The 20437-nt window shown below is 51.8% G+C and carries 24 protein-coding genes; 8 read left to right on the forward strand and 16 right to left on the reverse strand.

The genetic code is table 11. The features are described from left to right. Nucleotides 1-17: 17 nt before the first annotated feature. The 3 genes from acmB to Q8A57_RS04570 form a co-directional block, all read right to left on the reverse strand. Nucleotides 18-1196: a methyl acetate hydrolase AcmB gene (acmB, locus tag Q8A57_RS04560; protein ID WP_305169802.1), complete on the reverse strand. Its 1179-nt coding sequence runs from the start codon at nucleotides 1194-1196 to the stop codon at nucleotides 18-20. Between the two features lie 76 nt (nucleotides 1197-1272). Continuing rightward, entirely contained in the window at nucleotides 1273-1653 is a 381-nt protein-coding gene (locus Q8A57_RS04565) for a GFA family protein (RefSeq protein WP_305169803.1), read from the reverse strand. A gap of 79 nt (nucleotides 1654-1732) precedes the next feature. Then, nucleotides 1733-3610, reverse strand: coding sequence for a sigma 54-interacting transcriptional regulator (locus Q8A57_RS04570; RefSeq protein WP_305169804.1), 1878 nt, complete (start codon nucleotides 3608-3610; stop codon nucleotides 1733-1735). A 351-nt stretch (nucleotides 3611-3961) separates the two neighbouring features. Here Q8A57_RS04570 and Q8A57_RS04575 point away from each other — a divergent pair, with 351 nt between their 5' ends. The 5 genes from Q8A57_RS04575 to Q8A57_RS04595 are packed head-to-tail and all read left to right on the forward strand — an operon-like array spanning nucleotide 3962 to nucleotide 8089. Next, nucleotides 3962-5425, forward strand: a complete 1464-nt coding sequence (locus Q8A57_RS04575) for a CmpA/NrtA family ABC transporter substrate-binding protein (RefSeq protein WP_305169805.1) — start codon at nucleotides 3962-3964, stop codon at nucleotides 5423-5425. A gap of 4 nt (nucleotides 5426-5429) precedes the next feature. Next, entirely contained in the window at nucleotides 5430-6257 is an 828-nt protein-coding gene (ntrB, locus tag Q8A57_RS04580; RefSeq protein WP_305169806.1) for a nitrate ABC transporter permease, read from the forward strand. Between the two features lie 3 nt (nucleotides 6258-6260). After that, nucleotides 6261-7154, forward strand: a complete 894-nt coding sequence (locus Q8A57_RS04585; RefSeq protein ID WP_305169807.1) for an ABC transporter ATP-binding protein — start codon at nucleotides 6261-6263, stop codon at nucleotides 7152-7154. 14 nt (nucleotides 7155-7168) lie between these two features. Then, nucleotides 7169-7609 (forward strand): cyanase, encoded by a 441-nt coding sequence (gene cynS / locus Q8A57_RS04590; protein ID WP_305169808.1) that lies wholly within the window; start codon nucleotides 7169-7171, stop codon nucleotides 7607-7609. A 6-nt stretch (nucleotides 7610-7615) separates the two neighbouring features. After that, nucleotides 7616-8089 (forward strand): nuclear transport factor 2 family protein, encoded by a 474-nt coding sequence (locus Q8A57_RS04595; RefSeq protein WP_305169809.1) that lies wholly within the window; start codon nucleotides 7616-7618, stop codon nucleotides 8087-8089. Between the two features lie 27 nt (nucleotides 8090-8116). On the opposite strand, the gene Q8A57_RS04600 is transcribed toward Q8A57_RS04595, so the two are convergent. The 8 genes from Q8A57_RS04600 to Q8A57_RS04635 form a co-directional block, all read right to left on the reverse strand. Continuing rightward, on the reverse strand, nucleotides 8117-8767 hold the full coding sequence (locus tag Q8A57_RS04600; RefSeq protein WP_305169810.1) for a class I SAM-dependent methyltransferase: 651 nt from the start codon (nucleotides 8765-8767) through the stop codon (nucleotides 8117-8119). A gap of 81 nt (nucleotides 8768-8848) precedes the next feature. Beyond that, a complete protein-coding gene (locus tag Q8A57_RS04605) occupies nucleotides 8849-9181 on the reverse strand; it encodes a cupin domain-containing protein (protein WP_305169811.1) in 333 nt (110 codons plus the stop codon). 117 nt (nucleotides 9182-9298) lie between these two features. Then, nucleotides 9299-9508 carry a cold-shock protein gene (locus Q8A57_RS04610; RefSeq protein ID WP_305169812.1) on the reverse strand — a complete coding sequence of 70 codons (210 nt, stop codon included), beginning with the start codon at nucleotides 9506-9508 and terminating at the stop codon, nucleotides 9299-9301. A 217-nt stretch (nucleotides 9509-9725) separates the two neighbouring features. Then, complete coding sequence (locus tag Q8A57_RS04615) at nucleotides 9726-11438, reverse strand: monovalent cation:proton antiporter-2 (CPA2) family protein (protein WP_305169813.1); 1713 nt, start codon at nucleotides 11436-11438, stop codon at nucleotides 9726-9728. Nucleotides 11439-11537: 99 nt separating this feature from the next. Next, a complete protein-coding gene (locus tag Q8A57_RS04620) occupies nucleotides 11538-12812 on the reverse strand; it encodes an O-acetylhomoserine aminocarboxypropyltransferase/cysteine synthase family protein (RefSeq protein ID WP_305170150.1) in 1275 nt (424 codons plus the stop codon). 97 nt (nucleotides 12813-12909) lie between these two features. Continuing rightward, nucleotides 12910-13932: an NADP-dependent oxidoreductase gene (locus tag Q8A57_RS04625; RefSeq protein ID WP_305169814.1), complete on the reverse strand. Its 1023-nt coding sequence runs from the start codon at nucleotides 13930-13932 to the stop codon at nucleotides 12910-12912. 106 nt (nucleotides 13933-14038) lie between these two features. Beyond that, nucleotides 14039-14431: a hypothetical protein gene (locus Q8A57_RS04630; RefSeq protein WP_305169815.1), complete on the reverse strand. Its 393-nt coding sequence runs from the start codon at nucleotides 14429-14431 to the stop codon at nucleotides 14039-14041. Between the two features lie 261 nt (nucleotides 14432-14692). Continuing rightward, nucleotides 14693-15022 carry a YegP family protein gene (locus tag Q8A57_RS04635; protein WP_305169816.1) on the reverse strand — a complete coding sequence of 110 codons (330 nt, stop codon included), beginning with the start codon at nucleotides 15020-15022 and terminating at the stop codon, nucleotides 14693-14695. 937 nt (nucleotides 15023-15959) lie between these two features. Between Q8A57_RS04635 and Q8A57_RS04640 the strand changes: the two genes are divergently transcribed. Together Q8A57_RS04640 and Q8A57_RS04645 are read left to right on the forward strand one after the other, a co-directional pair. Further along, the gene (locus Q8A57_RS04640; protein ID WP_305169817.1) at nucleotides 15960-16556 is read left to right on the forward strand and encodes a hypothetical protein; all 597 of its coding nucleotides are present in this window, start codon (nucleotides 15960-15962) and stop codon (nucleotides 16554-16556) included. A gap of 138 nt (nucleotides 16557-16694) precedes the next feature. Further along, nucleotides 16695-16979, forward strand: coding sequence for a hypothetical protein (locus Q8A57_RS04645; RefSeq protein ID WP_305169818.1), 285 nt, complete (start codon nucleotides 16695-16697; stop codon nucleotides 16977-16979). A gap of 59 nt (nucleotides 16980-17038) precedes the next feature. Here the strand turns inward: Q8A57_RS04645 and Q8A57_RS04650 are convergent, their stop codons facing one another. The 4 genes from Q8A57_RS04650 to Q8A57_RS04665 all read right to left on the reverse strand — a co-directional run bounded on the left by Q8A57_RS04650 (nucleotide 17039) and on the right by Q8A57_RS04665 (nucleotide 18788). Next, nucleotides 17039-17296, reverse strand: a complete 258-nt coding sequence (locus Q8A57_RS04650; protein ID WP_305169819.1) for a TIGR02647 family protein — start codon at nucleotides 17294-17296, stop codon at nucleotides 17039-17041. 108 nt (nucleotides 17297-17404) lie between these two features. Continuing rightward, complete coding sequence (locus Q8A57_RS04655; protein WP_305169820.1) at nucleotides 17405-18004, reverse strand: 2-hydroxychromene-2-carboxylate isomerase; 600 nt, start codon at nucleotides 18002-18004, stop codon at nucleotides 17405-17407. 121 nt (nucleotides 18005-18125) lie between these two features. Continuing rightward, entirely contained in the window at nucleotides 18126-18413 is a 288-nt protein-coding gene (locus Q8A57_RS04660) for a hypothetical protein (RefSeq protein WP_305169821.1), read from the reverse strand. 63 nt (nucleotides 18414-18476) lie between these two features. Beyond that, entirely contained in the window at nucleotides 18477-18788 is a 312-nt protein-coding gene (locus Q8A57_RS04665; protein ID WP_305169822.1) for an EthD family reductase, read from the reverse strand. Between the two features lie 349 nt (nucleotides 18789-19137). Here Q8A57_RS04665 and Q8A57_RS04670 point away from each other — a divergent pair, with 349 nt between their 5' ends. Further along, nucleotides 19138-19413 (forward strand): Lpp/OprI family alanine-zipper lipoprotein, encoded by a 276-nt coding sequence (locus Q8A57_RS04670; protein WP_305169823.1) that lies wholly within the window; start codon nucleotides 19138-19140, stop codon nucleotides 19411-19413. A gap of 5 nt (nucleotides 19414-19418) precedes the next feature. Here the strand turns inward: Q8A57_RS04670 and Q8A57_RS04675 are convergent, their stop codons facing one another. Continuing rightward, on the reverse strand, nucleotides 19419-20420 hold the full coding sequence (locus Q8A57_RS04675; RefSeq protein WP_305169824.1) for a L,D-transpeptidase family protein: 1002 nt from the start codon (nucleotides 20418-20420) through the stop codon (nucleotides 19419-19421). Between the last annotated feature and the right edge of the window lie 17 nt (nucleotides 20421-20437).

Below are 20437 nucleotides of genomic sequence, written 5' to 3' on the forward strand. Positions count from 1 at the left end.
TTTATGGTTGCGGGTGACTATTTCAGGTGGCGATAGACTGCTGACTCGAAATCCACAAACCCCGGGTATGAGGCGATATCCTGAAATGGCAGTATTTGCGAGGCCCACATGCCACCAATGCCATTTTGTCGGTCAATCCAGTAGAACAGATTGGCTAGCCCTGCCCACATCAATTGACCCGCCGGTCGCCCGGAGGGTGTCGCCTCCTCATTGACCTGGAAGGTATAGGCCCAGGATTTTTTCAGGCCGGGAAAGAACTCACCGTCATTGGAGAGTGCTGGTATGGAACTGGTCCAGCCGCCACTCTGCAGGCCCTCGAGGCCATTTTGCGCCATCTTTGCCACAGTCTCCGGTTTTAATACCCTGCCATTGGTGCCCTCGCCGTCATTCAGCAGCATGCGGATAAATTTCATGTAGTCGCCCACGGTGGCGTAGAGGCCGTGACCGCCCATGTCCATTTCCGGGGGTTGTGGCAGCACCAGATCCCAGGGTGCCAGCTGGCCATCTTCTGCGCGGGTGTGCAGGCTGGTCAGTCGCGATTGCATGGCGGGAGTGATTTCAAAGGCACTGTCGTGCATCTCCAGTGGTGCAAAGATGCGCTCTTGCATGACCTGGCCAAGGCGCTTGCCGCGCACTGCTTCTACTACCTTCCCGATCCAGTCGATATTAACCCCGTAGGCCCATTGCTCACCCGGGTCGAACAGCAATACGGTCCTGATGCCGTCAAAGGTGCTTGAAACCACGGTTGGGGTTTCCATGGCGGTGCGAAAGGCCAGATCATCATGGCTGAAAAATTCGTAGGAGAAACCAGCGGTATGCAGCATCAGCTGGTTGAGGGTGATGTCGGATTTTGGCGGGCGCAGTTTCGGCTGTCCGTCACTGTCGAAGCCTTCCAACACCTGAATCTCAGCAATTTCCGGTACGTAGTCCTTGGCCGGGTCGTCCAGACTAACCAGTCCTTCCTCCACCAGTTGCATCAGTGCGGTGCCTGTTAGTGCTTTGGTACAGGAGAAAATGGCAAATACGGAGTCGGTGGTCATGGGTTGTTCTTTGCCCATTTCCCGCAACCCGGCAGCACCTTCGTAGAAGTTGCCATGTCTGTCGGTCGCCATGGCCACCACGCCGGGAGCGCCGCCCGCCTGAGTGACCGTTTTATGCAGCACAGAATCCGCGGCACTACGCAGTGAATCGTTCATGTGTTTCCCTCTGGCATGCCGCTTCAGACCCCTGTTGTCGTTATATGGGCCATCATCGACTGTGGCGTATTTATTATTATTCCCGGCTTTTGTGAGCCAGTGTGTGAGCATTCTGTTCCCAGTTCTGCCCATCAAACTCGACTATGGTTATGGATTTTGGCTGCTCATTCAAGCAGCGCAGATTGATGTCCACGCCGTCCGGGTTGGAGCGGGGTATATAAAACGGTTTGATGCCGCAGATCCGGCAGAAGGTGTGTTTGGCGACACCGCTGTTAAACGTGTATGTCTGTAACTGCTCCTCGCCGCTTAGAAGCCGGAAATTTTTCTTTGGCACGATCAGGTGCAGATACCCGGATTTGCTGCAAATAGAGCAGTTGCAGTCCTCCACTTCCACCGAGTCCGGCGCTTCAGCCTCAAACGACACGGCACCGCAATGACAGCTTCCCCGGTAAATCATGATAAGCACCTTTGCAGAACATCAGTGGCCCATTGTCAGGTAGGCAGGCGATTGATGGCAATGTTGCTCTTTGATCTGTTCACAGTCGCTGGGGTTTGAACTGTCTTGGGTCGATGCGATATTTCTTGATACGGGAGGCCAGTGTGGTGGGTTTTATGCCAAGGAGTTCAGCGGCGCCGCCACTGCCTGAGACCTTGCCGTGGCAGCGCTCCAGGGCCATCAACAGGTTGCGACGATCCTGCTGCCGAAGGTCCCGGTGTGTGAGAATGTCGGACGGTGATGTGCCAGCTATTCTGTCGCTATGGGCTGACTCAGTCCCGGCCAGTCCGTCGAACTTAAGAGCTGCTCCCTGAGCCAGAATCACCTGCCGTTCAATGACATTTTCCAGTTCGCGAATATTCCCCGGCCAGAGGTAGTGTTTGAGTTTTTCCAATTCGCTCAGGGGGATTTTCAGCCCGGGTTTGTTGGCCCGGGTGCAGCTTTTCTGCAAGAAGTGCTGTGTGAGCATGGGGATATCATCCCGACGTTCCCGAAGGGGAACCGACTCAATGGGGAAAACATTAAGACGGAAGTACAGGTCTTCCCGAAACTGTCCCTGTTGCACCAGCTCCTTCAGGTTGCGATTGGTCGCCGTAATGATGCGCACATCCACGTGACGGGTGCGGGATTCGCCGACCCGTTCAAACTGTTGTTCCTGGAGCACCCTCAACAACTTTCCCTGCAGATGCAGGGGGATTTCGCCGACTTCATCGAGAAACAGGGTGCCGCCATTGGCCAGTTCAAAGCGACCGGGTCTGTCGCTGGTTGCCCCGGTAAATGCCCCCTTGGTATGACCGAAAAACTCGCTTTCGAACAGGTCCTCGGGGATTGCAGCACAATTCACACGGATCAGCGAACGGTTTGAGCGCTGGCTGATTTCGTGAATGGCGCGGGCAATCAACTCTTTGCCGGTGCCGGATTCGCCACTGATCAGTACGGTGGAGTCAGTGGGGGCAACCAGTTCGATTTTCTGAAGAATGTGCTGAATGGCGGCGCTTTTGCCGATAATCTGGTGGTGGTTGAATTCCGAGTTAATTTCTTCCTGAAGGTAGGCGTTTTCCAGTTCCAGCTGGTTTTTCAGGGTTTCCACTTCCGCCAGGGCTTCCAGCAGACGTTTCTTGTCGGCTTTTTTCTGTGAAATATCCCGGAAAATGACCACGGCACCGACCGTAAAGCCGTTGTCCTGGATGGGAGTGCTGGTGTACTCCACGTCGATGGGCTTTCCCGACTTGCTCCAGAACACATCATTTTCCACCTGGTGGACTGCGCCGTCGCGGAAGGCTTCAAATATGGGGCATTCATCCACTTTGAAATGACTGCCGTCTAGATGTGAGTGGTGCACCATACTGTGCATATTGCGTCCGGCCAACTCGTCCGCGGTGTAGCCGAGAATGCGCTCGGCGGCCGGGTTCACGAAGGTGGTACTGCCGTGGGCATCGACACCGTAAATGCCGTCACCTGCTGCATCGAGTAGCAGCTGATTTTCACGCTCAAATTCCTGAAAGACCTGAGACACCCTGTTCCAGTGACCAATGCCGGAAAGGTAGTGGCGTTCGGCGCTGGAGCGTTCACGCAGTTGGTCCATTTCCTCCGAATTCAACAGGCTGAAATAGAGCAAGGTGGTCCCCGATGCGTTGGAGCAGCGTGCGCTGACTTCCAGTCGCGCCTCTCCCGATATCGTCTGTATAAGCAGGAGGTCGCTCCAGCCGCGGTGTTTTTCCAGGAGTTCCTGGGTGAATACCATCAGCCCCGGCAGATTGGGTGAAAACAGTTGGCTGGGACGAGTGCTCTGGATTTCCAGCATATCCATACGCAGTAATCGGCAGGCCTCGAGGTTGGCGCAAACGATCTGGTCTCCATAGGGGTCGATCACCAATTGTGCGGTGGCGGAATCATTGAAAAAACGATCTGAATACATAGCGGGCACTTGAGCACAGGTGTTGCTTCTAGTATTCAAGTTTCAAGCCAGTTATTACGAATATTCGTTTTCATTAGTATGAAAAATCGTAAATAACGCTTTTTCGTTATTTTTATCCTTAGGCAAATCGACTGATTTTTCACCAAAAATCAGTAGGTTGATTGCTGTCGCCTGAGTTGGCACCAAAGTTGCGATAGCTAATAAGTGTTTTCTCCAGATTGCTGAGTGCCGCGCTGAAAGCCCCCAATGGAGTGAGGACAGCAAAGAGAGCGGATAGGGACGGGGCTTTATTTACGTCAAGCCTGCACCAGCAGTGTGCAACATCAAGCAGAGCCAAGAGGATAGTGAATCATGAGCAGCAAAAGTTTGGGTAATCCCTATGACGGCGGCAATAGCCTGGTCCATACCAGTGATTGTTCTTGTTCGGTCTGTAAGGCCGAGGTGTCCTCGCCGAATGGGCTGACAGATTATCAGCGCCAGGCACTGCTGGAACAGCAGGCAGAGGCGGGTGAATCTCACGCTCCCCGGGCAGCTGTTGGGCAGGAGACATTTAATAGCTCTGAAGACCTGATGGATCGCGTTATCGAAAGTGCCATCGTGCGGGGGGTGTTTGGTCACAACGATACCAGCCGGCGCAATTTCATTCGAATGGTTGGCGGCGGTACGCTGGCCGCTGCACTGGGTAGCCTGATCCCCATGGATCAGGTGAAGGCCGCTGTGAAGGAGTCCATGGGGCCGCTGGAAAAAACCAAGCTGAAAGTGGGTTTTGTTCCCATTACCTGTGCCACCCCGATCATCATGGCCCAGCCCATGGGTTTTTATGCCAAGTACGGCCTGGACGTGGATGTGATCAAGACCGCAGGCTGGGCGGTTGCCAGGGATAAATCACTCAATGGTGAATATGACGCGTCCCATATGCTGACGCCCATGCCATTGGCAATGTCCATTGGTGCCGGATCGACAGCGACCCCTTACATTATGCCCGCCGTTGAAAATATTAATGGTCAGGCGATTGTTTTACACAACAAGCACATCGACAAGCGCGACCCCAAAGACTGGAAGGGCTTCAAATTTGGTGTTCCGTTTGATTACTCCATGCACAACTTCCTATTGCGCTATTACGTGGCAGAGCATGGTCTCGACCCGGACAAGGATATCCAGATTCGTGTGGTACCACCGCCAGAAATGGTGGCGAACCTGAAAGCGGGTAATCTTGATGGCTACCTGTCACCGGACCCATTCAACCAGCGGGCAGTTTTTGAAAAAGTTGGCTTCCTGCATATTCTCACCAAGGATATCTGGGAAGGTCACCCCTGTTGTGCCTTCGCCTGCAGCCAGAAGTTCGCCACGGAAATGCCAAATACCTACGCGGCGCTGTTCAAGGCCATCGTTGACGCTACGCACTATTCAGCCAAAGCGGAAAACCGGGAAGAAATTGCCAAGGCGATCTCCCCAAAAAACTACCTCAACCAGCCGGAGATTGTGGTTAAGCAGGTACTCACCGGTCGTTATGTGGATGGCATTGAGAAGAAGGTCTTTGATGTGCCCGACCGCATCGACTTCGACCCCTTCCCCTGGCACTCCATGGCTGTGTGGATTCTTACGCAGATGAAACGCTGGGGTTATATCAGTGGTGATATCGATTACAACGGCATTGCCGAGCAGGTGTATGTGGCCTCGGAAACGGGCAAGGTAATGAAAGAGCTGGGTTACACCCCGCCCTCAAAAACCTATGAAAATTACACCATCATGGGTAAGACGTTCGACTACACCAAGCCCGAAGAATACATCAACAGCTTCCCCATCAAGAGGTAGTGACATGGCTTCACTCAATGTGAGAGCAATGCTGTTGTCGGTGGTGCTGCTGGCTCTTTTGCTGGGGGTTTGGGAAGTACTCAACCAGCCCCCCAAGGCCACGGAGGCGATGTCGGAATATGAGCTGTTAATGGGCGGTGCCGATCAGGAGGCGCGGGTGCCGCCGCCTTCACAGGTTCTGGGCCATGCCTGGAACGAGTTGAGCAATCCCTTCTACGATGCGGGGCCCAATGACAAGGGCATTGGTATCCAGTTGGCCTACTCGATATTTCGGGTGTTGACCGGTTACCTGATGGCAGCGCTTGTCGCCATTCCTCTGGGGTTTGTGATTGGCATGTCCCCGTTGATGTACAAGGCCCTTAATCCTTTTATCCAGGTGCTCCGGCCCATTTCGCCGTTGGCCTGGATGCCCCTGGCACTGTTTATTATCAAGGACTCCGAGCGCTCAGCGATCTTTGTAATCTTTATCTGTTCCATCTGGCCGATGCTGATCAACACCGCCTTTGGTGTGGCCAATGTCAGAAACGACTGGATCAAGGTGGCCAGAACCCATGAGCTGAGCCAGATAAAGACAGCCTTTCTGGTAATTCTGCCAGCGGCAGCACCCACCATCCTGACGGGGATGCGTATTTCCATCGGTATTGCCTGGCTGGTGATCGTGGCTGCAGAGATGCTTGTGGGTGGTACCGGGATCGGATATTACGTCTGGAACGAGTGGAATAACCTCGATCTCAACAGCGTGATTTTTTCCATCCTGATGATCGGTGTCGTCGGTATGTTGCTGGATATGTCACTGGCTGCCGTGGCGAAACTTGTGCAATACGAGGAGTAGAACATGAGCAGCCATTTTGTCAGTGTTGAAGGGCTTTCCAAGGTATATCCCTCAAAAGCCAGGGACCTGATTGTCTTTGAAGACGTCAATATCGGAATCGACAAGGGTGAGTTTGTCTGCATTATCGGCCATTCCGGTTGTGGTAAGTCGACCATTCTGAACGTCATGGCCGGGTTGGAAATACCGTCTTCCGGAACTGTGATTATGGACGGCAAAGAAGCCACCGGCCCCAGCCTGGACCGTGGTGTCGTGTTTCAGAATTACAGCCTGCTGCCCTGGTTGACCGCTTTGCAAAATGTGAGCTTCGGGGTGAAAGCCCGCTGGCCACAATGGAGTCGCAGTGAAGTGGAAGCCCACAGCAGCCGGTTTCTGTCCATGGTGGGATTGTCCAAGTCGCTGCACCAAAAACCTTCAGAGCTCTCCGGGGGTATGCGTCAGCGGGTCAGCATCGCCCGCGCCTTTGCCACCAGCCCCAAGCTGTTATTGCTCGACGAACCCTTTGGGGCTCTGGATGCTCTGACACGGGGCATGATTCAGGATGAACTGATCAAGATCTGGAGTGAGACCCAACAGACGGTGTTCATGATCACCCACGATGTGGACGAGGCCATACTGCTTGCTGACAGGGTGTTACTGATGACGAACGGTCCGAGTGCCCACGTGGCGGAGTCCGTCAAGATCAGCCTGCCGAGGCCGCGGGATCGGGGCACCATTATCGATGATCCCGGCTATTACAAGATTCGCAATTATCTGGTGAATTTCCTGGTTAAACGTTCTGGTGAACTTTCCGGCTCCAATGGTGGGGGCGGTGGTAGCACACGCCAGGTCGATCCGGCCAACGAGGGCAATTCTTCCGATGAACAACCACAGCCTGCGGCCTATCGGGCCGCCATTTAATAACAGGAGTTCCCATGGACAAACTAACCATGACCGAAACCATTGTAGGCGTGAAACTGGCCAAGGATCTGAGCTGGGAAAGCATGGCCAGTGATCTGGGCATGTCCCCGGTATGGCTGACTTCCGCCTGCCTCGGGATGAACAGCGCGCCCCCGGACAAAGCCGCTGCGATTGCGGAATATCTCGGGCTTGGCCCGGATGTGGCCAAGGCACTGGAGGCCTTCCCCACCAAAGTTTGGGAGCAGGCTGTTCCTACAGACCCTCTTATCTATCGACTGTATGAAATTGTCGGAGTCTACGGCGATACCCTGAAAGAAGTGATCCAGGAAAAATTTGGTGATGGCATTATGAGCGCCATCGACTTTTCCATGGAGGTGGACAAGATTGAAGACCCCAAGGGGGATCGGGTGTTGCTCACCATGAATGGCAAATTTCTGCCTTACAAAAGCTGGTAGCCAGAGGTGTCTGAATCTGTTCGTCCACCGTTACCGCCCTTCAGCTATGACGATGCTGTGCTGAAGGTGCGCAAGGCGGAGGATGCCTGGAACAGTAAAAACCCTGAAGCGGTTTCTTTGGCGTATACAGAAGACTCCCGCTGGCGTAATCGCTCAGAGTTTATTACCGGGCGGGCCGACATTGTCAGTTTCCTTGAGCGCAAGTGGCAGAAGGAGATGGATTACCGGCTGATCAAGGAAATTTGGGCCTACGATGGTAATCATATCGCCGTGCGTTTTGCCTATGAGTGGCATGATGAGGTAGGTAACTGGTTTCGCTCCTACGGGAATGAAAACTGGGCGTTTGACGAAAACGGTTTAATGATGGCTCGTCATGCCAGCATTAATGACGTACCGATTGCGGAGGAGGACAGAAAGTTTAAATGGCCGCAGGGCCCGAGGCCTGTTAACCATCCAGGACTCTCGGAACTGGATTTGTAGTTCAAGGGCAGCAGCAAGAGCAGCGTGTCAGCGATGGTATTCAATGATCTGGCCGCGAAACGGCTGTGATAGGTAATCTGTCTCAGGCGGTTGATGTTGTTGGTGATCAAAACCGAAGGTTGCCATTTTTTTGCTGAAAGGCGCATGGTGTCCCCGGCCTGGGTCAACAATAACCACCTGGCAGCTGGGTTGAGCGTGCTGGTGGATGAACTCAGACAGCAGTGCGACATGTTCACGTTCATACAGAAGGTCGCTCCCGATAATCAGGTCAAATAATCCCAGGCCATCATCAGTATCAGCCCAACCGGTCCGCTCGAAAGGGATGTCTGAACCATTGTTGAGGTCGACATTCTCCTTAAGAAAGTTGCCAGCTTCCGGGTGGTAATCGGTGGCGGTAATATCTGCCAGGCGGTGATTCAACAGCAGGCTGGTCAGCCCAATCCCACAACCCACTTCGAGAATCCGCTTGCCCGTGATGTCGTAATCACACATGTGGTGAGCCAGCACTTTGCCGGCATCCCAGACAACCCCAAACAGTGGCCAGCTGGCGGAAGAAATCCCCAGCTTTTCGGCCTCGCCATCTTTGTCCTGGAATTCCTGATTGTCTCTCAGGGTTCGCAGGTGAATGTCCACCTTGCCAAATTCAATGGTTTGATAGCGTACGCGTAGCGATGACATAAAAACTCCATGTGTGGGACAGGTTGTCCCGCAGTATGGCGTTGATTCGGCCAATCGCTACGAGAGGGAGGTGTGTTGAGGTTATCCCTCAGGGTACATGACCAGCAGGGTGCACCCGGTATGAGATTTCGGAGCGTGGGAGGAATTTTTGGGTTGGTGAATAAAGTCGCCTTCCCGGTAGTCTTCCTTGCCGCCTTCAAATACGCCGGAAATCACGAAGATCTGTTCGGGTCCGCTTTCATGTAGATCTATGCCAGGAAATTCCGCGCCGGGTGCAAACTCATAGACGGCGGCACGTTTACCGTTTTCGCCTTCCCAGAGCATTCTTTCCGTGATGCCAGGGAGTAGCTCCACAGGCTCAACATCTTTCCAGTTAACTTTTTTCACACCGTCAAAGTTGAGTGTATCGCTCATTATTATCTCCTAGTGGAATCTGTTGGTATCACAAGCATAGAAGCATAAATAAAAAGGGCAAGGTAGTGATACCTTGCCCTTTTATGTATTTGCAGTCCGCCTGAGCGGCAGCAAATATTAGTCGATAACGACGATGTTTTCCGCCTGAGGGCCTTTTTGGCCTTGGGTGACGGTAAATTCAACGCGTTGACCTTCGTTCAGGGTGCGAAACCCGGAGCTGGAGATTGCGCTGTAGTGTGCAAAAACATCGGGGCCAGACTCACGTTGAATGAAGCCAAAGCCTTTAGATTCGTTAAACCACTTAACGGTGCCAGTTACTGTAGACATAATGTAATCCTGTAAATTCTTAATAAATAAAGATATGCCCGGTCAAGGGCGGTGGTGCTGGAAGTATTGCTGGTAATTATGAAAAACAGGACGACGATCTGAAAGGCGCGTCGAAGTGGTACATAAAGATAGAGCTTACTTTCAAGCAGTGGGAACTATAGACCTTTTTTGCCAGAAAGCAATGATTTCCCGTGACCCTGCCGCTGATAGGGTCTTATCATCCTGAAACTTTGGTTTCATCCTCGGATTCCATGGGGCTGGCGTTGGCAATACGCCTATGGCAAGTGTGGCGGAAGTCTTCAATGGTTCGTGTCAGATCTTCCTCCTTCTCGCCCAGTCCGCTCAGTGCCATTCGGGCCAACTCCAGGCTGGCTTCAATATTTTCTGATACCACGCCAGTGGCCCCCAGCTGGCTAAGAACCTGACACTGGGACAGGTTATGGCCGCGGGCATAGACCTGCTTGTCCGGGTAGGTCTTGCGCAGGGAGGTAATGATTTCTTCCGTTGCTTCTGGGTCATTGATAGTAACAATGATCACCTTGGCATCACTGGCCCCCGCTGATTTCAACACTTCCGGTTTGCGCACATCGCCAAAATACACAGGGTGACCGTTGGCGCGCTCTCGCCCCACGATGGCTGCGTCGCCATCCAGTGCCACAAAAGGTTTGTCCGACAGGGTGAGGATTTCTCCAATGGTATGCCCGACCCGGCCGTACCCCGCCAGCACTATAGGGGCTTCGGTGATGTCCTGGGATGTGGTATCCACTTCCTGTTCCGGTTTTCTGGCCAGCGACTCTGCCCATCTGGCCAGCAGCGGTGTGACGAGCATGCTAAGTAGAACCACTAGCAATAGTTGCTGGAAGAGTGGGGTTGGTATGAGGTTGGACTGGTTAGCCAAGGAGAACAGTACCAGAGAAAATTCACCGCTCTGAGCCAGGAGCAGTGCCACCGCCAGGCTATTTTTGGTTTTCAGTCCGAAGAAATAGTTGATGGGGAACAGAGCGATAACCTTGATGGCAATCAGTAGGGCCAACAGGGCAAAGGTGAGTAGTGGCTTATCGATTAGCAGCTGGAGGTTCAGTGACATGCCCATGGACATAAAGAACAAGCCCAGCAGCAGTCCGCGGAAAGGCTGTATTTCGGCAATGACCTGGTGGCGATAAAACGAATCGGAAATCAGCATACCTGCCAGGAAAGCACCCATGGCCATGGAGAGGCCGGCGTGCTCGGTGGCCAGTGCCGTGCCCATGACAATCAGCACGGCCGATGCGGTAAAAACTTCCGGGCTACCTGAAAGCGCCACGCGATGGAGAATCGGGTGCAGGAAAAATCGCCCCAGGAAGACCACCATAACCACAATGGAAACGGATTCGATCAGCGTCAGCCAGATACTGTTGTCGATGGTCAGCTCAGGGGCTGACAGCAGGGGCACCAGTGCCAGTAATGGCACGACTGCCAGATCCTGCATCAGCAATACTGCGAGGGAGGATCGGCCATAGGTAGATGTCACCATTTTCTGGCTTACCAGCAGTTGAATAACAAAAGCTGTGGAGGATAACGCCAGGGTTGGGCCTATCAGAATGGCGGCATTGGCGCTGACATCGAACAGGAAATACGCCAGTGCAGTGAAGATCAGTCCGGTGATCAAAATCTGAAGAGAGCCCAGCCCAAACACCAGTCGTCGCATCTTCCATAGCAGAGAAGGTTTGAGTTCGATGCCGATCACAAAGAGCAAGAACACCACCCCGATTTCTGACAAGTGGCTGATGTCACTGATGTTGCTGATTAGTCCAAAACCGGAGGGGCCTACGATGACCCCGGCCAGCAGGAAACCGGGGACAGCACCCAGTCTCAGGGTTTGGGCAAGAGGTACGGCAATAACGGCGGCAACCAAAAGGGCAATGATGTCCGTTAGGTAGGAGGCGGGCATATTTAGTGCTTATCCAAATAGTCGGTAGGGTATAGCCCTACGATACCCTACAGGCGTCCGCCCGCCAATCGCCAGGGCATTTTTTACTAGGAAAAACCGCTACTTGACAGCATCAAGGGCCTGTGAGATATCACTAATGATGTCTTCTATATTTTCAATGCCCACAGAAATTCGTACCAGGTCGCTACTGACACCAGCCTTTTTCAGCTCTTCCTCATTGAGCTGCCGATGAGTGGTGGTGGCAGGGTGGCAGGCCAGCGATTTGGCGTCACCGATATTAACCAGTCTCAGAATCATCTGTAGTGCATCAATAAACTGGGCACCTGCCTCACGACCGCCAACAATGCCGAAGCTGAGAATGCCCGATGCCTTGCCGCCGGTAATCTTCTGACAGGTTGCCTGATAGGGGCTGTCTTCCAGGGCGGCATAGTTTACCCAGCTGACTTTCGGATGAGCTTTGAGATAGCGGGCGACCTGCTCTGCATTCGCACAATGACGTTCCATGCGCAGGCCAAGTGTTTCCAGGCCCTGCAGAATCAGGAAGGTGTTCATCGGAGACAGCGCTGCGCCGGTATTGCGCAGCGGGACCACCCGACAGCGGCCGATATATGCTGCCGGACCCAATGCATCGGTATAGACCACGCCGTGGTAGGAGGGGTCGGGCTGGCTGAAAATAGGAAAGCGTTCCTTGTGGGCGGCCCAGTCGAATTTTCCGGAGTCGATGATAATGCCGCCAATGGAGGTCCCGTGACCACCGATGTACTTGGTCAGGGAGTGCACCACGATGTCAGCACCGAGCTCAAAGGGTCGGCACAGAAAAGGGGTTGCCACGGTGTTGTCGACAATCAGGGGGATGCCTGCGCGATGGGCAATTTCTGCCAGTTTCTCAATGTCGACGATGTTGCCTGCAGGGTTGCCAATGGATTCACAGAAAATGGCTTTGGTGCGGTCATCAATGGCCTGTTCAAAGCCGGAGAAATCGTCGTGGGCAACCATGCGCGCTTCAATTCCCTGGTTAGGCAAGCTGTGGGCGAACAGATTATAGGTGCCGCCATAGAGCTGGCTGGTGCTGACGATATTGTCCCCCACAGTACAGAGGCACTGAATACTGTAGGTGATGGCGGCCATTCCGGATGCCACGGCTAGGGCACCAATGCCCCCTTCCATGGCTGCCATGCGTTGCTCCAGCACCGCGGTGGTGGGGTTCATGATTCGGGTATAAATATTACCTTGGACCTTCAAGTCGAACAGATCCGCACCGTGCTGGGTATCGTCAAAGGTATAAGAGGTGGTCTGATAAATGGGAACGGCGGCCGCTTTTGTTGTCGGTTCAGACTCATAGCCGCAGTGCAGTGCCAGTGATTCGAGTTTCATCATGTCTTCCCTGTATTGGAATTATTGTGTAGGTGGCCTCAGAGCGGCCACTATAACGTCGTTCACAGGTTGCAGAAAAGTAATGGGTCCGCGCAGCTTATTCCGATTCGTTGGCGATGCGAATCAGCCGCTTGCCCAGATTATCTCCACGGTAGAGGCTGGCGATAGCATCTGGTGCTTGGTCGATACCTTCCAGAACGTCCTCGCGATAGCGTAGCTTGTCGGCCTTGATCAGTGGCGTCAGGGCGGAGATGGCTTCGCCGTAGCGGTCGTTATAGTCGAACACAAGAAATCCCTGCATGCGCGCCCGTTTGACCAGTAGCTGGCGTTGGACGCGGGGGCCCATTGGGATTGGGTCCCAATTGGTTATAGAGGCCGTGCCACACAGCACAATGCGTGCACCTACATTAATATGCTTCATCACAGCATCGCTGATCGGGCCGCAGGTATTATCAAAATAGACATCAACACCGTTGGGGCAGGCGGTGGTCAGCGCCGCATCCACATCTTCGCTGCGGTAGTCGATGGCATGATCGTACTGAAAAGCCTCGTGACACAGTGCAACTTTTTCCGGTCCGCCAGTTATGCCCACGGTTTGGCAGCCCTGCAGTTTGGCCAGCTGCCCAACACAGGAGCCGACGGCCCCCGCAGCCGTGGAAACAACCACGGTCTCTCCCTGTTTTGGTTGCCCGATATCCATCAGGCCAAAATAGGCTGTCACACCATTGATGCCCAGTATTCCCAATGCCGTTGAGATCGGCAAACCGTTGGTTTCCACCCTGCGCTGCACCTTGTCACCGTCTACTGCAGCATAATCCTGCCAGCCAAACATGCCGGTAACGATATCTCCAACACCATAATCCGGGTGGCGGGACTCAATAACCTTTCCCACTGTCAGGGCGCGCATCACCCCGCCCAGTGGCACCGGTTCCGAATAATTGGCCACTGCACTTACCCAGCCACGCATGGCCGGTTCCACAGAGAGGTAGATGTTGCGAACCAGGACCTCCCCTTCAGTAATGGTTGGTATATCAGATGTGTCGATGGAAAAATTATCGGCTTGGGGTATATCGCTGGGTCGGCTGGTCAAAATGACCTGGCGATTAATCTTGTCCTGCATGGTGCACCTCGAAAATGGCGTGGTGTGTCTTGGCAAACCCCCATATCTTTATTCCGGGGTCAATTTCAGCCAGCTTATTATTCTGTAATTTGACTGTAGACGAAAATTATTTTGCAAGCTTGAGTGTTGCTGCGGTGGCCACGCCCCAGATCCAGTTAAAAAAGACCACCAGTAATGGCGTAAGCAGACCGAGTTCAAGGCCTGCTATACCCTTGTGGGCTTTTAAGGGAAACACGATGAACAGCTGAACGGCAGTGGGTGCCAGGCTAAGAAGTGACCCTTTCCAGAAGATCTTAGAGGACATGAAGGGCATGACGAACAGAAGGCCCCACAGTCCACCCCAGACAATCCGGGGGTAGAGCCATTGCGGAGAAAGGCCGGGGGCGATAGCAACACCCATAAGCTGGGAAATTCCAATATCACCAAACAGCCAGACGGTAAGGCTGTTAGCAAATCCACCTATGCAGCCCGCAGCAAACATCAGAAGCAGCTTTTTCATGCCAGGTATCCCATTGAATTTCCATCAGTGTATACCAGATACAGCAAGTACCGGATCAGAGTTCTGTGGATGGTTTAAGCACGAGGCTCAAAGTGTAGAAAGTAGGACGTGGTTCGGTGCAGCGGTTTGGATGAGACAAACAAACACAGCCCCTTTTGCAGGGAAGTAAAAAAATGGCAGGAAAGTGCCTTCTACAAAGTCATGCGACCAGAAGCCCCTGGACCCGGGACATCCCCGGGCCTTGGACCTCTGTCAGGGATATCAGGCGGATGCCTGAATATCGCCTGTGGTGCCTTGCGACTTGGCTAGAGCAATGGCATCTTCCAGCATCTGTTCATTGGGGTATTCTTCACTTACCCCAAGTACAGCATGATTTGCTGCTTGAAGATTAAAGAAGTACTTGCCATTGGCTTCTTTCCGCTCGTAACGATCTTCGTATTCGCAATTGTTGCGAATACTGCTGATGTCACTCATCGCAGAACCCTTGGAGAAGTATGGCTTGCTGTTTACTAGCAAGGTTTCTCCGTTATCGCCTTTCAAAGAAAAGTTAAATTTACCGTCGTCGCTTTTGTTTAGTTCAAATCTAGACATACCCGTCTCCTTGCTTATATCGATCTTGAGAGATTGCTCACTCTTAGTTTTTTTATCTCTAACAGCTTTTTTAACAGGCAGCTTGACGCTGTTTTAGGGCTGCCTTGCGATGACCCTTGATGGTGGGTATCGCGTCGTCCTCATCAGACACTTGCGTGAACTGACTGCCAGCAGACCCTTTAACTTCACAAACAACCTGATAAGCCAGCGTTAGGGCTCAGAGTATCAATCCAAGATAAATATTTATTCAATATTATTTGTGGTGATTTTTTTGACCAGATTAATGATTTTTGTCCAAATAACCTTTTTAAAATTTATCTTAGATGTTTGATTTATATGTAATTTACAGCCCTTTTTATGGGGTAAAAAAAGGGCAATTTTAAGGCCAAAAAATAACGCCATTTTCTTGCCTATCGTTTTGTTTTATATGGATTAATGCTGGTGCTCTCTGTGGTATGTAAAATCTACTTTCACTCCGAGTTGGTAGGGGTTAATAACAAATAACTTATTATGATAAAAATGTAGTTGCTAATATATTTTTTATTATTTTTAAAATGTATTAAATAAATCCTAAATATGATATAAAAATATTCTAATATAACTGCATGTTAATGCCATGCATCTTTGCTTATATTTTTTTGCGACTAATTGGTCGATGGGGGCTGAACCTGGGGTGTCTTCAGAGATTTTTCACTTGACCTTTTCTGGATTCATAGAATCTCTTTCTGGGGATGCTGTGAGTACATGTTGGCTCTGGCTGCGGGAGTTGGGCTTGATAACCGATCGGGCTCATATCTGTGCTGAAGTTGTATTACTACTGGCTGATTGATCTTTGTGGGCCTTACAGTGCGAAATAACAGGGGTTTTGAAATGTTCGTACTGGACGGGGGATTTGCTTTGATGTAATGATGAGCCCTGTATCTATGGTTGGAAGTTCATGATAAGAATCAAGTTTTTTCGTCATCTGAGCCTGGGTTTGATATGCACGTTGCCACTGATATTGGTTGGCTGTGGGAGCTCTCTTCCCAAAGGTGAAGCCAAAACCCAGTCCCAGTGGAACACCTTTGAAGAGGCAAAGGCTGCCTACGACAGTATTACCCTTCATGAGACCACCACACTGGATCTCCAGCAGCTGGGATTTGACCCCTACAGCGCGCCTAATGTGAGGATTTTGTCCTACCTCGACATCATCCAGGTGTTCAGCCCCAACGACTCCGTAAAACCTGATGATCTGCCTCCCAGTGTGCGGGACTGTATCAAGGCCCGCGAAGAATGCCTGGCTTATCAGGCTACACCGCAGGTGAGCTCCAGTAAGCGCGTGGGTAATGTGTTTCTGGATTTGCTGAAATTCAAGCGCGAGCGCATCCGTACGGGCTGGAACTTCAATGCACTGGTGGTCATAGACCACGATATTGTGGTGTACAAGATCTGGAGCGGTATGCCGATTATTGATGAGTTCGAAACACGTAAAAATCCATTGGGGCCGATTCAAGACTCCATTGGTAGTGCCGTCCAGAGCGGTGCTGGAATGTGAGTACTTACTTTCTAATAAGATTCGATTTTATTGGTTAAAATTTAAACTATTCCTTCGCCCCCTTGTCAGAAGACGAGTTCGAATCAATGAGCTCTGAGTGAAGAATAAGGGTGTTTATTTTTTTGGAGAAAAGCCTTCATGGTAGAAAAACCTGAACCTGAAAAGCTCGACTACGATGCGCATCCCGTTTTCAAAACCGTTCCGGAAGAGACCAACAACAAAAATCTTGGCTTTTTTGAGATCATTGCCCAAGCCTTCTGCCTGGTCTTTCAGCTACAGCGCGGTAAAGGGTTGAAAAGAGCCACAGATTTGTTGGAAAGCAATCCCAAGTCCGTTATTGCGGCCGGCATTCTTTCGATGATCATTTTTTTTCTGATCTGCTTTACCGCCTCCCAGTTGGCGATCAAATATTTGACCAACTAGGAAGGCGATTGTTCTAAAGCTCAAAAACATCAGTAAAGCAGTTCATGGCTAAAGACATGCTAGTGGATATCCATGGTGGGTTGTGTGGAAAGAATGCCCAGAAGCTTTAGGGCGTGTTCCATGGCCTCAAAACCCAGATCGGTGAGATAGCCACCATCCACCTGGGTAATCAGTCCCTTTTTATAAAGTCTGCGGGCGGCCTCAACCATTGACGTTGGGGCTTCGTGGCTGTGGACCTTGATGCCGTTCTGTAGCGAGTGAGTATCAAACAGGCTAAGCAGGTTGAGTTCATCCAGGTGATCACTGGAAAAGGGCATAGTGGTACCTCTTATTGTTGTTGGTTATGGCAGTCATACGACGACAAACTGCTACACATACATATACACCTAGCCTTGCTGGTTCTGTCAACAAAAAACCGTGTGTCGTTAGCTAATCCTCTGCCCCTGGGCCCATTCCAGAGCGCGCTCCAGTCGGTCATTCCCCCAGAACTGTTCGTTACCAACAACAAAAAAAGGCGCGCCAAAGAGTCCCATTTGGCGGGCTCTTTCCGTTTGCTCGCGTAATGCCTGCTTGGCTTCCGGTGAGTTCGCAGCTACTAGAATATTCTCGGCATCCTGGCCCGCTTCCAGCAGACAGGTGGAGATAACTTCGGGCAAGGCAATATCTTCATCCCGGGCGAAATTGGCGCGAAAGACTGCTCGGACAAAGTCGGCTATCCATGGCTCATCGGCAAAGAAACAGGTAATGCGGGCGGCTAACAGCCCATTGCGGGGGAAAGCGGTGGGTTTTTGATAGGGTAGCTGTAAGTCGCTACAAAGGCGTTCCAGGTCGCGCCACATATAGGCACCCTTGGCGGGGTAGATATTAAAAGGCGAGTCGGTCCAGCCCTGCTGGTTAAAAATTGGGCCGAGCAGAAAGGCGCGCCAGTTGATGTCGATTCCTTGGTTGGTGGCCAGCTCCCCGATTCTCATCACAGCCGGGTATGAATAGGTGCTCGCAAAGTCGAACCAGACATCAATCTTCATGGTTTAGCCTCAAACTCACTCGTTTATGTCGCGATATGGTTTAACTATCGCGTTGAGCGAGCGTATCTGCAATGGGGTAATACAGGACAGTATGACTTCTTGTGGGAAAGAAAGTCGGTGGTTAGTTGATCTCTAGGTCAGTGGAACCGGCAAAAAAAGTCAATCCGAAGGATTCCGGTTTCGGGCAAGGGGTGGCGTACAGTGCTTCTGCATGCGCAGAAAAGGCGGGGCTGAGGTAAACAGATACGCTGCAAAACAGGCTGGCAGACGTTTCATGGCGATAGAAGGCAGCCATGTCTGCCGGTTTTCCTGCCTGTTCATATATTTCTGTCAGCTCAAGTTGCAGGTCATCAAAATCGGGACCAGCTAAGAGGGCGTCGCCCAAGTGGATGACAAACCAGTTGTGCATGGGGGCGAGATCCTAAGGGGAGATGATCAGTGTATTTTACACATCCCGCCCCATGCCGCAGGATTAGATCTTGATTTCGCTGATCTGGATAGTGGGCTGCACGTTAGTGAAATTGGGAAGATCTCCCAGAATCTCTTCAGCGTGAGGGCCAAATGATTGCTGGAATGCGTCTACGGAATCAAAGGTCAGGTGCCCCATGGCAATAAACGCAGGGGCATCTCCTGGCGCACCACCGGCAATGCCATGATCAACCGCGCCAGCTTTCAGGGCATCGCCCAGCAGAGATACCACCAGTGGCACGTGAGTATTGCAGTAATAATCAATATCGAAGGTCGCTTCTGCGCTGTTGGGGTACATCACACTGACTTTTATCATTGTTGTATTCCTCTGAATGAATAAATAACTCGATAAAATAGGGGCTGACGAACAGCTTGATCTATGTAGAGAACTTCATAGTGTTCAGGTTAGATGGTCGAACGGCAGATGCAATCCCACCATAGGCGTATATTTGCTAGGAAGCGCTCAGCTAAAGGTACTACGATTTGGAGAGCGTTCACCCTAAGAGGATATTTTGTTTCATTCATCGAAGGGGTATTCTGGTCAGTGGTCGAAAGCACATGAGTAGGCGATGGATTTGAAAGTCCTGTAACTCGCATCCATACTCAAAAAATCAGTCATCTTATTTGTAAGTCTTAATACTCATATTTTCAGTAAGGGGAGCTTTATGAAAGTTTTAGTCAAGTTATTACCTGTTCTGTTTGTTGTGGCAGTCGCCGGGTGTGCCAGCAACTCTTCGGTTGATGAGGTCAGGGCTATGGCCGAGGAAGCGCAGCGCGCTGCTGCTGAAGCAAAAAGTGCTGCCGCTGCGGCACAGCGAACTGCTGATGCTGCCAACAAGGCTGCTGCCAATGCACAAAGTACCGCTGACGCGGCGCAAACTTCAGCCAACGAAGCCAACGAGAAAATTGACCGGGCCTTTAAAAAAGCCATGCAAAAGTAGGGCAGTTATTCAATGATATCCAGCCAGTCTGAGTGGTCTGGCTGGATATGATTCTGGTAAAACTCAAAATCTGTCAGTGAGTGAGGCTCTATTCCCACGAGTACAGGTATGCCCGTGGCCTGTGCGACTATCATATCAACCCTACCCCAGTTGATCAGGATTTCAGGCAGCGCCTGCTGCATCGACGTTAGCTTTTTTATAACACCCGAGCGGTTTCCCTCCTGTACCACGCCATCAAGCTCCAGAGGCTGATGCACTTCCAGAAACAGCATCTTGCCTTGCCAGCCGATTTTATAAGGCTGGTTCACGATAGTGACCGGAGTGTTAATTGGCACGAGGTTATAGAGTTCTTCAATGTGCTCGGGGTACATGCGAATACAACCATGGGTGACCTGCATGCCAATGCCAAAGCGCTTGTTGGTGCCGTGAATAAAATAACTGGGAATTGCCAACCCTAGTAAATAGTCGCCCAAGGGGTTATCTGGACCAGCGGGTACGATTCTGGGCAGAAAGTCACCTCGGGAAGCGTGTTCCTCACGAATACTTTCCGGGGGATACCAGGGCGGGTGTTCAACCCGCAGGGTCACGCGGGTTTCTGTGAGTGGTGTGGCCCAATCCCGGCGACCGACGCTGATGGGGTAAACCGCTACTGTCTCCTTGCCCTGCTCGTCCTTACTGTAAAAAAAAAGACGCATTTCCGCCGTATTGATGACCATGCCTGCCCGGGGCGCATCCGGTAAAATCACATTGAATGGCAGCAAGACCTTGCTCCCGTCATCGGGAAGCCAGGGATCAATACCCGGGTTTGCAGAGCGAATCATGTTGTATCCCACTCGGTATCGTGCGGCGACATCAATTAGCGTCTCTTCCCGCGAAATGTAGGTGCGGCTGTTGCTACCAACCAGATCAGTGTTTGTTTCCGGAGACAGGACAAACTGGTTCTGGGCCAGGCAGGGTAGGGAGAAAAGGGTCAATAACAACAGGCCCGAAGCACTAAATGTATTCATTGTGTCCTGAACAGGTT

Origin of the sequence: Porticoccus litoralis (assembly GCF_030676955.1) — a bacterium.
GTDB classification, from domain to species: Bacteria; Pseudomonadota; Gammaproteobacteria; order Pseudomonadales; family Porticoccaceae; genus Porticoccus; species Porticoccus litoralis.

Coding starts and splice junctions, on each gene's coding strand:
- acmB (WP_305169802.1), bottom strand. CDS start 1,196: ATGAACGATTCACTGCGTAGTGCCGCGGATTCTGTGCTGCATAAAACG.
- Q8A57_RS04565 (WP_305169803.1), bottom strand. CDS start 1,653: ATGATTTACCGGGGAAGCTGTCATTGCGGTGCCGTGTCGTTTGAGGCT.
- Q8A57_RS04570 (WP_305169804.1), bottom strand. CDS start 3,610: ATGTATTCAGATCGTTTTTTCAATGATTCCGCCACCGCACAATTGGTG.
- Q8A57_RS04575 (WP_305169805.1), top strand. CDS start 3,962: ATGAGCAGCAAAAGTTTGGGTAATCCCTATGACGGCGGCAATAGCCTG.
- ntrB (WP_305169806.1), top strand. CDS start 5,430: ATGGCTTCACTCAATGTGAGAGCAATGCTGTTGTCGGTGGTGCTGCTG.
- Q8A57_RS04585 (WP_305169807.1), top strand. CDS start 6,261: ATGAGCAGCCATTTTGTCAGTGTTGAAGGGCTTTCCAAGGTATATCCC.
- cynS (WP_305169808.1), top strand. CDS start 7,169: ATGGACAAACTAACCATGACCGAAACCATTGTAGGCGTGAAACTGGCC.
- Q8A57_RS04600 (WP_305169810.1), bottom strand. CDS start 8,767: ATGTCATCGCTACGCGTACGCTATCAAACCATTGAATTTGGCAAGGTG.
- Q8A57_RS04605 (WP_305169811.1), bottom strand. CDS start 9,181: ATGAGCGATACACTCAACTTTGACGGTGTGAAAAAAGTTAACTGGAAA.
- Q8A57_RS04610 (WP_305169812.1), bottom strand. CDS start 9,508: ATGTCTACAGTAACTGGCACCGTTAAGTGGTTTAACGAATCTAAAGGC.
- Q8A57_RS04615 (WP_305169813.1), bottom strand. CDS start 11,438: ATGCCCGCCTCCTACCTAACGGACATCATTGCCCTTTTGGTTGCCGCC.
- Q8A57_RS04620 (WP_305170150.1), bottom strand. CDS start 12,812: ATGAAACTCGAATCACTGGCACTGCACTGCGGCTATGAGTCTGAACCG.
- Q8A57_RS04625 (WP_305169814.1), bottom strand. CDS start 13,932: ATGCAGGACAAGATTAATCGCCAGGTCATTTTGACCAGCCGACCCAGC.
- Q8A57_RS04630 (WP_305169815.1), bottom strand. CDS start 14,431: ATGAAAAAGCTGCTTCTGATGTTTGCTGCGGGCTGCATAGGTGGATTT.
- Q8A57_RS04635 (WP_305169816.1), bottom strand. CDS start 15,022: ATGTCTAGATTTGAACTAAACAAAAGCGACGACGGTAAATTTAACTTT.
- Q8A57_RS04640 (WP_305169817.1), top strand. CDS start 15,960: ATGATAAGAATCAAGTTTTTTCGTCATCTGAGCCTGGGTTTGATATGC.
- Q8A57_RS04645 (WP_305169818.1), top strand. CDS start 16,695: ATGGTAGAAAAACCTGAACCTGAAAAGCTCGACTACGATGCGCATCCC.
- Q8A57_RS04650 (WP_305169819.1), bottom strand. CDS start 17,296: ATGCCCTTTTCCAGTGATCACCTGGATGAACTCAACCTGCTTAGCCTG.
- Q8A57_RS04655 (WP_305169820.1), bottom strand. CDS start 18,004: ATGAAGATTGATGTCTGGTTCGACTTTGCGAGCACCTATTCATACCCG.
- Q8A57_RS04660 (WP_305169821.1), bottom strand. CDS start 18,413: ATGCACAACTGGTTTGTCATCCACTTGGGCGACGCCCTCTTAGCTGGT.
- Q8A57_RS04665 (WP_305169822.1), bottom strand. CDS start 18,788: ATGATAAAAGTCAGTGTGATGTACCCCAACAGCGCAGAAGCGACCTTC.
- Q8A57_RS04670 (WP_305169823.1), top strand. CDS start 19,138: ATGAAAGTTTTAGTCAAGTTATTACCTGTTCTGTTTGTTGTGGCAGTC.
- Q8A57_RS04675 (WP_305169824.1), bottom strand. CDS start 20,420: ATGAATACATTTAGTGCTTCGGGCCTGTTGTTATTGACCCTTTTCTCC.